This is a genomic window from Lysinibacillus sp. YS11 (assembly GCF_002896375.1).
Lineage (GTDB): Bacteria > Bacillota > Bacilli > Bacillales_A > Planococcaceae > Lysinibacillus > Lysinibacillus capsici.
Genome location: NZ_CP026007.1, coordinates 1,207,490 through 1,222,709, shown reverse-complemented (window position 1 = coordinate 1,222,709; position 15,220 = coordinate 1,207,490). Strand labels below are relative to the sequence as shown.

General features: G+C 37.8%; 16 protein-coding genes, 1 pseudogene and 1 riboswitch. Of the genes and pseudogenes, 4 read left to right on the top strand and 13 right to left on the bottom strand.

Going from position 1 to position 15,220, the window contains the following annotated elements; translation table 11 throughout:
- Positions 1–340 precede the first annotated feature (340 nt).
- Positions 341–661: a monooxygenase gene (locus LBYS11_RS05675; RefSeq protein ID WP_103117619.1), complete on the bottom strand. Its 321-nt coding sequence runs from the start codon at positions 659–661 to the stop codon at positions 341–343.
- Between the two features lie 14 nt (positions 662–675).
- Positions 676–1,599, bottom strand: a complete 924-nt coding sequence (locus LBYS11_RS05670; RefSeq protein ID WP_103117618.1) for a DsbA family protein — start codon at positions 1,597–1,599, stop codon at positions 676–678.
- A 165-nt stretch (positions 1,600–1,764) separates the two neighbouring features.
- On the opposite strand from LBYS11_RS05670, the gene LBYS11_RS05665 reads away from it, so the two are divergent.
- Complete coding sequence (locus LBYS11_RS05665; protein WP_103117617.1) at positions 1,765–2,328, top strand: TetR/AcrR family transcriptional regulator; 564 nt, start codon at positions 1,765–1,767, stop codon at positions 2,326–2,328.
- A 73-nt stretch (positions 2,329–2,401) separates the two neighbouring features.
- Here LBYS11_RS05665 and LBYS11_RS05660 read toward each other — a convergent pair whose 3' ends face one another.
- The 5 genes and pseudogenes from LBYS11_RS05660 to LBYS11_RS05640 form a co-directional block, all read right to left on the bottom strand.
- Positions 2,402–3,163: an IucA/IucC family C-terminal-domain containing protein gene (locus LBYS11_RS05660; RefSeq protein ID WP_103117616.1), complete on the bottom strand. Its 762-nt coding sequence runs from the start codon at positions 3,161–3,163 to the stop codon at positions 2,402–2,404.
- On the bottom strand, positions 3,160–3,987 hold the full coding sequence (locus LBYS11_RS05655) for an ABC transporter ATP-binding protein (RefSeq protein ID WP_054550571.1): 828 nt from the start codon (positions 3,985–3,987) through the stop codon (positions 3,160–3,162). The genes LBYS11_RS05660 and LBYS11_RS05655 overlap by 4 nt, the downstream gene beginning before the upstream one ends.
- A 48-nt stretch (positions 3,988–4,035) precedes the next feature.
- A complete protein-coding gene (locus LBYS11_RS05650; RefSeq protein ID WP_103117615.1) occupies positions 4,036–5,076 on the bottom strand; it encodes a FecCD family ABC transporter permease in 1,041 nt (346 codons plus the stop codon).
- A pseudogene (locus tag LBYS11_RS05645) lies at positions 5,069–6,057 on the bottom strand (FecCD family ABC transporter permease). The gene LBYS11_RS05650 and the pseudogene LBYS11_RS05645 overlap by 8 nt, the downstream one beginning before the upstream one ends.
- 150 nt (positions 6,058–6,207) lie before the next feature.
- Positions 6,208–7,218, bottom strand: coding sequence for an ABC transporter substrate-binding protein (locus tag LBYS11_RS05640; RefSeq protein WP_048391385.1), 1,011 nt, complete (start codon positions 7,216–7,218; stop codon positions 6,208–6,210).
- 556 nt (positions 7,219–7,774) lie between these two features.
- Here LBYS11_RS05640 and LBYS11_RS05635 point away from each other — a divergent pair.
- Positions 7,775–8,080 carry a CotD family spore coat protein gene (locus LBYS11_RS05635; protein ID WP_016991980.1) on the top strand — a complete coding sequence of 102 codons (306 nt, stop codon included), beginning with the start codon at positions 7,775–7,777 and terminating at the stop codon, positions 8,078–8,080.
- 98 nt (positions 8,081–8,178) lie between these two features.
- Here LBYS11_RS05635 and glnA read toward each other — a convergent pair whose 3' ends face one another.
- From glnA to LBYS11_RS05620, 3 genes are all read right to left on the bottom strand, one after another.
- Complete coding sequence (gene glnA / locus LBYS11_RS05630; protein WP_004225810.1) at positions 8,179–9,513, bottom strand: type I glutamate--ammonia ligase; 1,335 nt, start codon at positions 9,511–9,513, stop codon at positions 8,179–8,181.
- Between the two features lie 55 nt (positions 9,514–9,568).
- Positions 9,569–9,946 carry a MerR family transcriptional regulator gene (locus LBYS11_RS05625; RefSeq protein WP_004225812.1) on the bottom strand — a complete coding sequence of 126 codons (378 nt, stop codon included), beginning with the start codon at positions 9,944–9,946 and terminating at the stop codon, positions 9,569–9,571.
- A gap of 154 nt (positions 9,947–10,100) precedes the next feature.
- Positions 10,101–11,354 (bottom strand): methionine gamma-lyase family protein, encoded by a 1,254-nt coding sequence (locus tag LBYS11_RS05620; protein WP_054550567.1) that lies wholly within the window; start codon positions 11,352–11,354, stop codon positions 10,101–10,103.
- A gap of 341 nt (positions 11,355–11,695) precedes the next feature.
- Between LBYS11_RS05620 and LBYS11_RS05615 the strand changes: the two genes are divergently transcribed.
- Positions 11,696–12,301 (top strand): trimeric intracellular cation channel family protein, encoded by a 606-nt coding sequence (locus tag LBYS11_RS05615; RefSeq protein WP_004225816.1) that lies wholly within the window; start codon positions 11,696–11,698, stop codon positions 12,299–12,301.
- 51 nt (positions 12,302–12,352) lie between these two features.
- Here LBYS11_RS05615 and cobT read toward each other — a convergent pair whose 3' ends face one another.
- Positions 12,353–13,408 carry a nicotinate-nucleotide--dimethylbenzimidazole phosphoribosyltransferase gene (cobT, locus tag LBYS11_RS05610; protein WP_103117614.1) on the bottom strand — a complete coding sequence of 352 codons (1,056 nt, stop codon included), beginning with the start codon at positions 13,406–13,408 and terminating at the stop codon, positions 12,353–12,355.
- A 91-nt stretch (positions 13,409–13,499) separates the two neighbouring features.
- Positions 13,500–13,676, bottom strand: a riboswitch (cobalamin riboswitch).
- A gap of 407 nt (positions 13,677–14,083) precedes the next feature.
- On the opposite strand from cobT, the gene LBYS11_RS05605 reads away from it, so the two are divergent.
- Complete coding sequence (locus LBYS11_RS05605) at positions 14,084–14,479, top strand: hypothetical protein (RefSeq protein ID WP_103117613.1); 396 nt, start codon at positions 14,084–14,086, stop codon at positions 14,477–14,479.
- A 43-nt stretch (positions 14,480–14,522) separates the two neighbouring features.
- Here LBYS11_RS05605 and LBYS11_RS05600 read toward each other — a convergent pair whose 3' ends face one another.
- Complete coding sequence (locus tag LBYS11_RS05600) at positions 14,523–14,825, bottom strand: rhodanese-like domain-containing protein (protein ID WP_103117612.1); 303 nt, start codon at positions 14,823–14,825, stop codon at positions 14,523–14,525.
- A gap of 95 nt (positions 14,826–14,920) precedes the next feature.
- Positions 14,921–15,151, bottom strand: coding sequence for an RNA chaperone Hfq (gene hfq / locus LBYS11_RS05595; RefSeq protein ID WP_004225825.1), 231 nt, complete (start codon positions 15,149–15,151; stop codon positions 14,921–14,923).
- Positions 15,152–15,220 lie beyond the last annotated feature (69 nt).

The following is a 15,220-nucleotide window of genomic DNA, read 5'->3' as shown; positions in this document are numbered from 1 at the left end:
TTTGCATAACAACAATTAAAATAGTGTTTATAAGAAACATTTATTTATCAATTGTTGAACTACTATATAAGCAAAAATATGTTGTTTTCATTCAATATCTCATCCCTCCTTCTGCTATAGAACGATTTTAAAAGCTTTGAAGTATTGAGCATTAAACAGAAAAACACTCAAATTATTCATGTTTTTATAACATAAACGTGATATAAAACTATTGTAAACGCTACAACGCAATTGGTTCAACCTCACAATATTCAGAATATTTATACATTCATAAAATAAAAGCCTAACTTCTTAATTAGAAATTAGACTCCTTTGAATTAGCTAGTAATTCTATGATGCATCAGTGATTTTTTAATTGTTTTATTGGACCTTTCGTAACTTCAGTCAGTTTTGAATTGATAGCAAAGATTTTTGCGTTGATCGTAGGGATTCCAAATTCAGCTAGCCTTTTTGAATGCATTGCTATATATTGTTCAGCTGTGCGTTTTGATTCAAATAGATAGATGCCGCCCGCTTCGTTTGTTTCAGGGCTCTCTGTCCAAATTTTCCATAAAAGTCCTTCCTCTTCATAAATACTTTTTGCTAAGTCAGAAAACGCTTCTGCCATCAAATCACCAAATGGTCCATCCAATTTAAAATCTACTTGTAATACGTATGTCATTGTCATTCTCCTCATTATTTAGTAGTAATATAACATTCACCAAGTATTTCCTTCATTTCATATTGATCTGATGAAAGCTCTTTTTTCACATAAGATATAACCTCTGACTTTTCCAAATCATACATGACTTCAATTTCTTTCGAAAATAGAAGCTTTTCTTTTTCAAGCAAGCTTAAAAGAGATGGCTGTTGTTTTGGTTGCAGCTCTTCAAAATTGAGAACCTGTTTTAGTCCTTCCACATAGTTTACAAATGGACGCCCACCAACAATTTTCAACCCTTTATTATCTTCATTCATTATAATAATAGTTGGAAATCCTCTTACGCCCAGATTTCTTGCAAGGTCAAAATCTTCATTTAATAACTGTTGCCCGCTTGTTTGTTCTGATTCGTTTACAATAGCCGCTCCATCAAGCCCCAGTCTATTTACAATGTCAATCATAACGGATTTATCTGCAATATTTTGATTAAATACGAATAGCGCTTCTCTTGCTCTGCGCAAATATTCAAATGCTATAGCATCATGCTGATTTTTTTGAATCACTTTAAAAACACGAGATGGTGGATAGGATGATTGCACTGGATTGTTCATCATCACTGTTCCATCTATTGGCATGCGATAATATTCTCCAACTTCTCTCCAGTGTCCTACAACGTCGGCAGGTCCAGATATTCCATTAGCAGGGTCTACTGGACCATCACCCCATTTTTCTAGTAATCCTCCCATAATCGTATGAAAGTTAAAATAGTGTCCGTACTGCTCGATAAAACGTCGAAGAACGGGTTCGAGTGCCCAACAATGAGAACATATTGGATCCGTTACATAGTATACTTCAATGGATTTCTTTGGTTGATTAAAATCAATTATCCCCAATTCCTCCTCGCCAGCTACTCCACATACACCTGTCTCTAAATCACAAACCATTGGATGATTCTTCAATAGACTATCCCCTTTTCTTACTTTCATTAAGAATAAATATATAACTCTCTTATTTGCCTTACAGTTGTATTTTATTCATAATAAAATCATCAATAAACCAATAATCTATTTGAATTGTTGTTTATACAACACTTTGAAGAAATTGTTTAAAAAGGAGTGTAAGTAATGACCTCATCTAAGACAGATCTTCGTGTTATACGGACTCGTAAATTAATCATGGATTCTTTCATTGCACTTTCTAGTAAAAAAGAGTTCAAGGATATAACGGTTAAGGATATTACGACAGAGGCCATGATTAATCGTGCGACTTTTTATTATCACTTTGAAGATATATATGATTTGTTAGAGAAGGTCCTATCAGAAGTATTATTAATTAATTTGAATGATGACTTTCTACAGCATAACGAACTTAATGAAGGAGCTTTCATTATTCTCTTTAAAGCGATAACTAATTTTCAAAAGTCATTGTCTAATCGTTGTCATAGAGGCTATGAAGAGACAATTGCTCGCATTATTAGAGAGCAGCTTGAAATTATCTTTTACAAAATGTTATTGAAACAAAATGCAGCGACAGAGAACGAAGCGCTAAAAATGACTGCTGTAATATTAAGCTGGGGAATCTATGGCGCTTCTATAGAATGGAGAACTAGCAATCAGGAGATACAGCCCGAAGAATTTATCAAACCTGCAATTCCTTATTTAATGGCAGGTATTGATGGTCAAAAATAAAAGTGAGTAAACACCTATGAAATGCTATAAGTGTTTACTCACTTTTGGTGGTTTAGAGATTTTGTTGTTATGATTATCTTTTTATTTTTGGACAGGAGATACAATAATCATTTGCTTCATCAGAGGTATGATAATAGAAACAACATGTTTTTCTCAAGCGTACAGGTTGCTCCGATTCCATAATTGTCACTTTAGGACCACAATAGTCCGTCAAAGGATTTTTTCTCTCTCCAAAAATGGAGCCTGGTGCTAGGTTTACAATATAGTGATAATCCTCTTGTATACGAGCCTTTTCTTGCTCACTGGCTCCTTCCCCTATTTTCGTTTCATAGAGCCAATTCACATAAATAGCTGTGTTTTCCCATAAGATTGTTTTTGGAATTTTACTTATTTTCGCTAATGACTGCCAAACCTTCGCTAAATTATTCGCAAAGATTTCTCTAAGAACCTCATCACGCCATTTTTCACGGTCTTCAGTAGGTATAGACACTGTGCAATCGATTAGCCGAATAGTAGGAAGCCAAGGTTTTGAAGATTCCGCTTCTACCCACATATTTTCAATTCTGCAATGTAGTCCTTTATCGTATCTGGACATAGCATAGAAGGCTGAAGCTATCGTTAAGACGCTATAGCGCTTCGCAAACAACGATGCCGTAACTAGGATAGAAGGCGATTGAAAGAAATGGGCAATTTTTTGTAAATAATCTAGAGCTTGTTCATTGTCCAATAAATTTTTGGCATATAAAGAGTATGTAGCATCTACTGCAGGCTCTATCGACAATCGATACTCTCTTAGTAACACGGATGTTTCTTCAGCTGACAGTGATAGGCTCAACAGATCCCTACCTCCTCTAATTCCACTGTTTGAACTGTTCGCCCCTTGCCATGTGGCACACATAAAGGTGTACCAAAGAGCGGATCTTTAATAATGGTACAATCCATACGAAAAACAGCCTGGACCATCTCTGCTGTCACCACTTCCTCTGGCTTGCCTTGGGCATAAACCTGTTTATTACGTACCGCCACAATATGATGGGCATAGCGACAGGCTAAATTTAAATCGTGTAATACCATAACGACAGTACGCCCTTCCTTGTCATTTAAATCAAATAGTAAATCTAAAATTTCTACTTGATGTGCCATATCTAAATAAGTTGTAGGTTCATCTAGTAAAATAAGATCTGTTTTTTGCGCTAATGTCATAGCAATCCATACACGTTGCCGCTGACCACCTGATAATGCATCTACTGGACGATCGGCAAATTCAGTCATCTGTGTTACTGCAAGCGCATTGTTAACAATTTTTTCATCCTCCGTAGACCATTGCTTTAACCAACTTTGGTGTGGATAACGACCTTGCTTAATCAATTGCTGAACAGTTAATCCTTCTGGTGCAACAGGGCCCTGCGGTAGAATAGCTAAACGTTTCGCTACCTCTTTCGTTGAAATGGCATCTAGTTTATTCTCATCTAAAAAAATTTCACCCGACTTCGCTTTTTGTAATCGTGCAAATGTCCGAAGTAGTGTAGATTTTCCACAACCGTTGGCCCCAACTAGTACTGTAATTTTTCCTTTTGGTATTTGAAGATTCAAATCCTCTAAAATAAGATTTTCTCCATAGCTTACATGTAAATTTTGTGCTTCTAAGACATGTTTCAAATTCCTGTCACCTTCTTCTCCCGCTTTTAACTTTTTTATTATGAAGCTTTATTGATTGCGCGTTCTAAATAATAAATAAATAAAGAATGGTGCGCCAATTGCAGCAGTAAAGACTCCTGTAGGTAAGTCCTTTGGTAAAAAGGCTGTGCGTGCCACCATATCAGCCACAATGACAATGATTCCACCTATAATAGCTGTCACAGGAATTAATCCTGCAAAGGAACGCCCAACAAGCATTCTGCTCATATGAGGAGCCACTAATCCAACAAAGGCGATGCTACCAGCAAAAGCTACTGCAGAACCAGCTAGCATGACACTAATGAGTAGAAAAAGTAAACGATACACTTGTACTTTTACTCCTAGCCCTATCGCTATTTCATCGCCTAATTCCTTCACATTCACCGTTCTTGCTAAAATAAATGTTAGTGGCACTAAAATGACTAGCCATGGTAATAGCAAAAAGACATCCTGCATATTGGCCCCATACAAACTACCTGTCAGCCATAAATAGGCTTTCGTTGTAGCGGCTACATTACTGATTACAAGCAGCATCGTCACAACCGCCTTTGCTAAAGCTGAGATGCCAATTCCAATTAGTACCATTCGAATTGGTGTGACTCCTTTTCTCCATGATAGTAGGTAAATGATGAAGGAGACAATACCAGCACCTAATATAGCAGCTAACGGTAAAAATTGAATGCTGACTGATCCCATAAAGTACACAATAAAAATAATTGCCCCCATCGATGCTCCGCTCGTTATACCAATAATATCTGGGGCAGCAAGAGGATTACGGATAATTCCTTGTAAAATTAAACCGGCCACTCCCAGCGCAGCACCAACTAATAAGGCCATCAACACACGCGGGAGCCTTAATGTATGTAAGACAAAATCGTAATCTCCATTGCCATAGCCTAATAATTCTTTCACCACAGTGACAGGATGGATAAACTCGCTCCCCGCAGATAAACCAAGAACCGTTATGAGGACTAATAATAAGCTTAAAAGTAGTAGAATCCAAGCCGTTCTTTTAGCAATTTGAAAAGATATACGATTAGTTTTCGTTCGAACCGACACATAATTAGGCATTTTTTGCTAACCCCTTTCGTGCAATATAAATGAAGAAAGGAGCTCCGATTAAGGCTGTCATGACACCAATCGGCATTTCCAATGGCATAATCACATATCTTGCCGCAATATCAGCCAACAGTAGCAATATTGCTCCCAACACGGCACTGTAGGGAATAATCCAGCGATAATCCGTGCCAACAAGATGGAGCGCCATATGAGGGACAATCAAGCCAATAAAGCCTATTGAACCTGCAACAGCTACTGAACTGCCTGCCAGTATGATAATAATTATGCCTAGCGTGATTTTCGTGAGCATTGTTCGTTGTCCTAATCCTTTGGCAATATCATCTCCTGATTGTAAAATATTGATTGAACGCCCCATAAATATTGCCACGACTGTCACTCCTAAAATAAACGGTAGGACAGGCACGAGCATTTCAATACTACGCCCCGATACAGAACCCGCTAACCAAAACAGGACACTTTGTAAACCTTGTTCATCGATGACTAAAAGCCCCTGCGTAAACGAGACAAATAGAGCTGTAATCGCTGCACCAGCTAATACTATTTTTATCGGTGTTAACCCATCTCTTCCTAATGAGCCTAGGAAAAAAACCATCGCCCCCGCTGCACCTGCCCCTAAAAGGCAATCCACATATAGCTCATTAAAGATTGAACGGAAAAAAGAGTAATAGCACTGACAATAAAAAATATGGCCCCTGCATTAATACCTAAAATATCAGGAGCTGCTAAAGGATTTCTTGTTAATGCTCGCATTAATGCGCCCGCAATGGCAAGGCTTGCGCCAACTACTGTAGCGATCACAGCTCTTGTAAATCTAGATGTTCGAATAATGACATGCTCCTTGTTAGCAGCATCAAAATGAAAAATAGCATCATAGATTGACGAAAAAGGTATGGGCGTTTGACCAATAGCTATGCTGATTATAAATGCCAGCAAAAGAATCAAACAGCTGATGAATAAACCTATTTGTTTCATCGGTGTACTGGAAAGAATAATTCTCATGTTATGCCAACTTTCTTGATCCACAATTTAGCTTATGTAGGTTTCAATTATGCTCAAACACTACAATGAGAGGGCTGTTATTCAAGTATTCTCTAACACTTTTAACAGCCCATCCTCCATTCACTATTTTTCTAATTCAAACTTGTCATAAATATCATCTAGCATTAAATTAGCACTAGTAATACCACCTGCTAGATTCCAATTAATTTCATCTACCTGATAAACTTGATTCGCTTTCACTGCGTCAAGCTCTTTCCAAAGTGGATGGTTTGTCCAATCTTCATAAGTTTTTTTCACTGTCTCATCATTTTCCATAAACATATAAATAACATCAGCATTCATTTGTGTGATGCTTTCCTTGTCAGTTAGCTTCACAATTTCTAAAGAATCATCTGTTAAATTTTTAGGACCTTGGAATCCAAGCTCAGATAAAATAGAACCCGCATAACCTGTCACATAAATACGAGCATGGTCTGCTCTGAAGTTGACAACAGAAACATGGAATGGCCATTTATCGCCAAGCTTCTCTTTGATTTTTGTTTGGAAATCAGCTACTCGTGTATCCCAATCGCCAAGTAATTCATTCACCTTATCTTCTTGATTCATTGCTTGACCCATCATTTCAGCTGTTCCTTTGAAATCGAAAACCGTTTCATGAGCAACTGTTGGTGCAATCTGCGATAACTGATCATAAATTTCTTCATGACGTACTTTAGAAGCAATAATTAAATCTGGTTTAAGCTTTGCAATTTCTTCAAGGTTTGGTTGTGTTTCTTGTCCTACAATTGCAACGCCATCAAGCTCATTCTTCATATAATTATAAACAGGCGCTTCTGCCCAAGATTCTACTACCCCAACTGGTTTAATGCCCATAGCAACTGCAACATCTGTTGCGCCTTGATATAGTGTAACGATTTTTGTAGGTGTGCCTTCAATCGTTGTAGTACCCATTGCATGTGTAATCTCACGACTAGAAGATTCTGATTCAGTGTTGCTTTCTTCTGCTTTGTCGTTCTCTTGTGAACTACTGGAGTTCGATGTTTTCTCCCCACACCCAACTAATAATAACGCGAAGGTTAATAGTAGTGTGAAAAGTACAAAAAAGTTCTTTTTTTGCAGTGATAATTTTGGCATACATTTCCTCCTAAGAAATAATCGACAACGATAATCATTATCAATTAAAGAGTATACTGTACGATTGTTTTATTGACAATATCTATTTTTTCAAAAAACATACTTTTTTAATAAAAATTTATTTTACATTATGACGCTAGGAAGAACGTTATTTGAAAAACCTATTCATCGTGTTGAAAACCAAGCATTTGGATGGTTGTTAGACTCATTATCTTCACTTTAAAAATATGTGCTATTTTGTTCACTACTGTTAGACATGAAAGAAGTTTTGCAGCATGATCAGGGGAGGATCATCGCCCTTTGGAAAGGACGATGATGGAACGGAAAACACCTCGCCCTGCGAAATTGCTTTTCTTGCCGTTGACATCATCATTTTCAACAATATGTCATGCTTTCATTTCACTCAAAGATGTAGGCAAATTGATTATAGATTTTCTACTATTTTAGTTACTTGTTAGATTTACCTATGCATTAATAGGCAAATAAATAGACCCTATCGACGTATATCTCATATCTTAATAATGAACTACAACTTATCAAAACAGGAGGTAATAACATGTTTCAACGAAGACGCCACCCGGCTAAAGGTCCACACTGCTGTCCGCCACAAATGATGCCAATGCAATATGATCCACCACAATTTTTACCACCAGAGCAATATGTACGCACAAATTATATCCATACAGTTGTTCCACACGTACAACCTGCACATGTTACAACAGTGAACAAACATATGATTGATCATCAGTATTATTTCCCATGCACAGAATCTGTCGTGAATGAATGCTGTGAAACACATACAATGTGCGGTATGCCACCTAACCCTTGCCATATGCCACACCATCATAAACATATGCGCTAATACTAAAATAACGATGGGGTTGTCAGATGACCCCATCGTTCCTAATATGTTCAGAAAAAAACCGAGTACCCTTTATCAGGCACTCGGTATCTTTATGATTAATACATTTTTAAATATTGATCGCGTTCCCATTGATGAACAGTTGTACGGTACATATCGAACTCGATTTCTTTTGCTTCTTTAAAGTTTGCATAAATATGCTCACCTAATGCTTCCTGTGCTACTTGATCTTTAGCAAGTAATGTTAGTGCATCATCAAGTGCTGCAGGTAGGTTTTCAATACCATTTGCTTGACGCTCTTCTTCCGACATCACATAGATGTTGCGGTTAATAGCAGCAGGTGGTGTTAGGCTTTGACGAATACCTTCAAGACCTGCTTCTAAAATAACAGCCATCGCTAAATATGGGTTTGCAGAAGGGTCTACAGAGCGTACTTCAACACGAGTTGAAAGGCCACGTGCAGATGGAATACGAATTAATGGTGAACGGTTTTGTGCAGACCATGCTACATAACATGGTGCTTCATAACCTGGTACTAGACGTTTATAAGAGTTAACTGTTGGGTTTGTTACAGCTGTGAAACCTTGTACGTGTGCAAGAACACCCGCCATGAATTGCATAGCTGTTTCAGAAAGACCTAATTCTGTAGATTCATCATAGAACGCATTTTCTTTGCCTTTAAATAGTGACACGTTAAAGTGCATACCAGAGCCCGCTTCACCAAATAGTGGTTTTGGCATAAATGTAGCGTGTAAGCCATGTTTACGAGCGATTGTTTTAACAACTAATTTGAATGTTTGGATGTTATCACACGCAGTAACAGCATCCGCATATTTAAAGTCGATTTCGTGTTGTCCTGGAGCTACCTCATGGTGTGATGCTTCAATTTCAAAGCCCATTTCTTCTAGCTCTAACACGATATCACGACGGCAATTTTCACCAAGGTCTGTTGGCGCTAAATCGAAATAACCACCATGGTCATTTACTTCTAATGTTGGTTCGCCTTTTGCATCTAATTTGAATAAGAAGAATTCTGGCTCAGGCCCTAAATTGAAGCTTGAGAAGCCCATTTCTTCCATTTTTTTAAGAATTCGTTTTAGGTTGTTACGTGGGTCACCAGCAAACGGTTCGCCTTTCGCAGTGTATACATCACAGATAAAACGTGCTACTTTCCCTTTTTCAGAAGTCCAAGGGAATACTACGAAAGTATCAAGATCAGGATATAAATACATATCAGATTCTTCGATTCGAACGAAACCTTCAATAGATGAGCCATCAAACATCATTTTATTTTCAAGTGCTTTGTCTAATTGACTTACAGGAATCTCAACATTTTTGATAGTGCCAAGAATATCTGTAAATTGTAAACGAATAAAGCTTACGTTTTTTTCTTCGATGAGACGTTTAATGTCCTCTTTTGTGTATTTACCCACAGTTTTCCACACTCCTATAATTTGTCTAGCTTTTATGTTTACCCTACCCTATTTATTAATAGAATCGAGATAAATCCCCTCTTCGGATGGACGATTTTTGCATGCGCTGTGCTTGACGCATTTCTTCGCGCATAATTTGGCGTAATTCTGAATCACTTAAATCTTGCTCATCAGTTGTTGCAACAGGATTTTTCTTTTTAGCAAATATTTTTTTAATCTTCGCCATATTCATACCCTGTTCTAAGTAATCTTTAACCTCAAGCAATGTGTCGACGTCATTTAGTGAAAACATACGTCGATTGCCTTCTGTTCGGTGCGGCTCAATTAAATGGTGTTCTTCATAATAACGAATTTGTCTTGCCGAAAGCTCTGTTAATTGCATCACGATACTCATCGATAATAACGGCATAGTTCGTCTAATTTCACGACTCATTTAAGTCCTCCTCCAATACCCGCTTATCATATAACGAAATTTTTTTACTGTCAACCAACCATGTAAGGTTATCTAACATGGTTGGCACTATTTTTTTCAATTCGATTAAAAATTGTAAAAAACTATTCATATTTAGGCTTTATCTATTGTCTTGTTATGCTTTTTGAATGGCTTGAACCGCACTGCAAATAGCAAATTTAACGTGTTCATATGTTAGTCCCCCCTGGATAAATGCTGTATATGGAGGTCGTATTGGGCCATCCGCTGTTAGCTCAATGCTAGACCCTTGAATAAATGTTCCAGCTGCCATAATGACATCATCTTCATAGCCTGGCATATAGGCTGGTTCAGGAGCATAATGGGCATTTATCGGTGAGTTCGCTTGTATTTCACGACAAAAATCAATCATTTGCTGAGCCGTTTGGAACGATACTGATTGAATTAAATCTGTACGCTTCGCGTGATAGCTCGGAGAAGTGCTCATGCCGATTTCCTCAAGCATTGCAGCTGTAAATATCGCCCCTTTTAGTGCTTGCGATACAACATGTGGTGCTAGGAAAAACCCTTGATAAAAATCACCTAGTGTATTTAATGTGGCCCCCGCTTCTGCTCCAATACCTGGAGATGTCATACGATAGGCACATTTCTCCACTAAATCTGCGCGTCCAGCAATATAGCCACCAATTTTAGCCAAGCCTCCACCTGGATTTTTAATGAGCGATCCTGCCATTAAGTCAGCCCCGACCTCTGTAGGTTCCTGCGCCTCTACAAACTCGCCATAGCAGTTATCTACAAAAATAATAGCTTTCGGAGCTAATTTACGTACCTTTACACACATTTCTGCAATTTCTTCAATTGTAAAGGATGGACGTGTTGCGTAGCCTTTTGAACGCTGAATCGCAATCATTTTGGTTTGTGCTGTAATGGCCTCTTCAACACCTGCCCAATCAATGACCTGATTATCTAGTAAATCCACATGTCGATAACTGATTTTATAATCTTTCAGTGAACCTGTATCTTTATCACCACCATCGACAATGGATTGCAATGTATCATATGGCTGACCCGAAATATAAAGCAGCTCATCACCAGGACGCAAAACACCGAATAGACTAAGCGTGATTGCATGTGTGCCTGAAATAATTTGCGGTCGGACTATGGCTGCCTCTGCACCAAATACTTCCGCATAAACACGCTCTAGATTATCCCGCCCCTCATCATCATAGCCATAGCCGTTTGATGGGTGTAAATGATAATCACTTACTTGATGCTTTCTGAAAGCTGCTAGCACCTTCTGCTGATTGTAGAACGCCATTTCTTCTACCTTGGCATGATAAGGCCGAACTTGCTCCTCTACTTTTGCCGCTAACGATAGCGTTTCTGTTGATAAATTTGATGTAAACGTCATTCTTTCTTCTCCATTTCACAATGTCTCGCATTTCAATCAGTAAGATTTATTGACTATCTAAATTGACTTCAATCACTCTAGAATTCCCTAACCAACTACTGGTATATAAACGCTTTTGACGAATGTTTTTCTTTATTTTAATCACATTTTATCAATTTGTATGTGCACCTGTAAAACTTGCCTATTGTTTCTAAGAGGATTTTACGCTAAGCTAATGTGCGGACTCATTTCAAGATGCGTATTTAATGACCGATTTTGGCTATTAAATTCATAGATTCTGTTACGTAAAAAGTCTTTTAACTTTTAATAAAGTTTATTTATTGATAGAAGGGGTGAAAGGGATGGCTTGGGAGGTTTTTAGTATTATAGGAACAATTGCCTTTGCTATTTCTGGGGCAATTATTGCCATGGAAGAAGAATACGATTTATTCGGTGTATATATACTTGGTATTGTGACTGCTTTTGGTGGAGGAGCTATCCGAAATTTACTCATTGGACTACCTGTCACAACACTTTGGGGACAGGATATGATGTTTCAAATAGCGCTTGCTGCGATTACGATATTCTTTATTTTTCCGCATCATCTGATTCAACATTGGCATCGTTGGGGTAACTTCACAGATGCGATTGGCTTATCAGCATTCGCTATTCAAGGCGCACTCTATGCTGTTAAGCTTGATATGCCAGTAAGCGCAGTTATTGTAGCTGCTGTTTTGACAGGTTCAGGTGGGGGTATTGTACGAGATTTATTAGCTAGAAGAAAACCATTAGTTCTCCGTGATGAAGTTTATGGTGTTTGGGCAGCTCTTGCTGGACTGCTAATCGGATTCGAGGTTTTTACAGGGGACATTTTCCTTTATATTTTATTCGCAGTGATTACAGCTTTACGAATTCTTTCCTATATGATGAAGTGGCGCTTGCCATTACGAAAATTAAATCGTGCATAAATACCATTCAGCCAATGACCAAAAATTAAGTCATTGGCTGTTTTATTGTTTTTATCTTTTTAACAACTGCATTGATTCTTCTAAAGTCACCATGTTTTTCATCATCGAGCAAGCTGCATCTAAAATAGGAAAGGCTAAGGCTGCTCCAGAACCTTCGCCTAAACGCATATTCATGTGCAACATTGGTTCAATGCCTAGTAAGGCAGCGGCAATTTTTGCCCCTGGTTCCTCTGAAACATGGGAAGGAATGATATAATCGATTACTTTTGGTTCGAGCTTATAAGCAATGAGGGCTGCTATAGTTGAAATAAATCCATCAATGACAACGGGTTTACGATGGGCAGCAGCGCCAAGAATAATACCTGTCATCGCCCCTATCTCTAACCCTCCAACCTTAGCCAGAACATCAATAACATCATTTGGATTAGGCTGATTTAAGGTAATTGCTTTTTCAATAACTGCCGCTTTATAGGCAATGCCTCCTTGGCCTACTCCTGCACCAAACCCCGTTACTTCGATAGGGTTGCATCCCGTCAAAACAGCTAATATCGCAGCACTTGGTGTTGTATTGCCGATGCCCATTTCTCCAGTCCCAAGTACATCAGCACCTTTTATGATTTCCTCAGTGGCCACACGGATTCCTACTTCTATCGATTGAATGGCTTCTTGTTTGGCCATAGCTGGACCTTGTGCCATGTTATCTGTACCATATTTAATTTTATGAATAATGACACCTGCATCAAGTGGAATATCTTCTTTTACACCCACATCTACTGTGACCACCTTTGCATTGGTAATCCCCGCAATCGCACAAACGCCTGTACCCCCCTTAGGAAAATTTAATGTTTGAAAGACCGTAACATCTTGTGGATTCGTGGTTACACCTTCCTCGCAAACACCATGATCTGCAGCACAGACAATCATCACTTTTTTGTCGACCATCGGATATAATTGTCCTGTTATACCAGAGAGCTGTACGGCAAGTGATTCTAGTTTACCCAAGCTACCTGGGGGCTTACAAAGCGCATCAATCCGCTTTCTAGCTTGCTCCATACTTTTCATATCAGCCCCCTGAATGTTTTGAATCGTGTCTTGTAATAATTGCATGATTATTTCTCCTCTCGTTCTCATTAAGACAAAATAAAAAGTCTGTAGTTTATTGTCATGACAAATAAACTACAGACTTTTCCATCATCTATATCTTCTATAGCATGTAGGCAGGTCTCCTGGCTCAAGTTCAACATCTCATAGTACCTTCCCAGCAATTTGCTAGTGGCATACACTACGAAACTCCCTCATACAGTGGCGGGTCCGCTAAAGCTTTTCACTTTATTCCCTATTCTCCCTAGTGGGCACCTATTGCTTTATGTAATTATGTTAAATCTACTTTACAACTTTTTTAGTGTCAAGAGGAAAAAATTTTTTGAGTGTTAACTTAGTACATACTGCTATTCACAATAAAAGCTTATCAAGTGCTTGTCCCAATAAATGAATCCTTCACTTGATTCCTAGTCTTCCATAATTAGTGCTTTTTAGAATTCTCTATGTCTAACACTCGGCTTGTACAAAAATCCATTACTGAATCAATTGCCATAACAAGTAAACTCAGACTTTTCAATCATCTCTATCTTCAATAGCATATGTTCTGCCAATTCACTGAGTAATGTTGAACATAAAAGTTGAAACCTTAATAATCTGTTCAATGTAAACATAAATTATTTCTATGATTAAAATTAGGGTAAGTATCAATAGTAAAACGATGAAAAGTTAGGAGTAGATACGATGAATGCAAAACAATTAAGAAACGCTATTGCTGAAACCTGTGAAACGCACGATAGCCTCTATGCCAAACTCGTAAAACCGATCAATCAGTTGTTAATCAATATCGACGCTTCGATCAGTGAAGAGACAGCAAATAAAATACTAGAAAATTTAAAGTTATTTCATAGTGGTGATAAATACATTACGGAGTGTCATTTCGAGGAGAGTCAAAATTTCTTGAAAGATGGCATTGAGCTTCTCCAAAAAGGGGATTTGGCGAATGGAGCACTACAAATTTATGGAGCTGGTGTAAACTTTGCTAGTTATGCTTCAAAAGTGCAGGGACAAAAAAATGTTAATATCTACAAAAACTTTGAAGAGAATTTTAATTTTATCATGGATGCCTTGAAAAAATAATCATGAAAAAAGAAAGAGTGTATACTCTTTCTTTTTTCATGATTTATTTAAATTCTAATTCTCCATCATAAGCCAGCATGCCGCCTTCAAGGTTTGTTACATCAAATCCTTGGGCCTCTAAGAAAGCACACGCATTGGCAGAACGAGCTCCAGCCTTACATACAATAATATATGGCTTTTCTACATCTAATTCCTCTAAACGTTCAGGGATAGTTCCGAGTGCAATATGTTGAGCACCTGGGATCATGCCATGGGCTACTTCATCCTCTTCACGTACATCGATAATATATAGGTCCTCATTTGCATCTAACAGATCTAATAATTGTGTTGTTTCCATTGTTTTCATAAACTTTGTCCTCCAAAATATCAAATTCCACTATCATTATAGCTTGTAGCAAAAAAAACAGCCAGTGTGAGAACACTAACTGTTTAACAAACTTATTATACTTCTGTCTCTAAAAACTCTATTTGTTTTGCTGGTACGAATGTAGAAATGGCATGCTTATAGATTAGGTGCTGCTTATTCTCAGCATCAAGTAGTAATACTGTAAAATTATCATATGATTTCACAGTCCCTTTTAACTGAAATCCGTTTAATAGAAATACAGTTACAAAAACACTGTTTTTACGTAGTTGGTTCAAGAACGTATCTTGCAAATTGATTGATTTCATCAAATAGCCTCCCTACTAACTTTCTACCTCTTCATTCCTATAGTAGCACGTTCTACCAATTTATCAATT

Excerpts from the sequence above, each read along its gene's own strand:
- LBYS11_RS05665 (WP_103117617.1), top strand. The coding sequence starts at position 1,765 with ATGACCTCATCTAAGACAGATCTTCGTGTTATACGGACTCGTAAATTA.
- LBYS11_RS05675 (WP_103117619.1), bottom strand. The coding sequence starts at position 661 with ATGACATACGTATTACAAGTAGATTTTAAATTGGATGGACCATTTGGT.
- LBYS11_RS05625 (WP_004225812.1), bottom strand. The coding sequence starts at position 9,946 with ATGAGTCGTGAAATTAGACGAACTATGCCGTTATTATCGATGAGTATC.
- LBYS11_RS05620 (WP_054550567.1), bottom strand. The coding sequence starts at position 11,354 with ATGACGTTTACATCAAATTTATCAACAGAAACGCTATCGTTAGCGGCA.
- LBYS11_RS05605 (WP_103117613.1), top strand. The coding sequence starts at position 14,084 with ATGAATGCAAAACAATTAAGAAACGCTATTGCTGAAACCTGTGAAACG.
- LBYS11_RS05600 (WP_103117612.1), bottom strand. The coding sequence starts at position 14,825 with ATGAAAACAATGGAAACAACACAATTATTAGATCTGTTAGATGCAAAT.
- LBYS11_RS05635 (WP_016991980.1), top strand. The coding sequence starts at position 7,775 with ATGTTTCAACGAAGACGCCACCCGGCTAAAGGTCCACACTGCTGTCCG.
- hfq (WP_004225825.1), bottom strand. The coding sequence starts at position 15,151 with ATGAAATCAATCAATTTGCAAGATACGTTCTTGAACCAACTACGTAAA.
- LBYS11_RS05650 (WP_103117615.1), bottom strand. The coding sequence starts at position 5,076 with ATGCCTAATTATGTGTCGGTTCGAACGAAAACTAATCGTATATCTTTT.
- LBYS11_RS05615 (WP_004225816.1), top strand. The coding sequence starts at position 11,696 with ATGGCTTGGGAGGTTTTTAGTATTATAGGAACAATTGCCTTTGCTATT.
- LBYS11_RS05640 (WP_048391385.1), bottom strand. The coding sequence starts at position 7,218 with ATGCCAAAATTATCACTGCAAAAAAAGAACTTTTTTGTACTTTTCACA.
- cobT (WP_103117614.1), bottom strand. The coding sequence starts at position 13,408 with ATGCAATTATTACAAGACACGATTCAAAACATTCAGGGGGCTGATATG.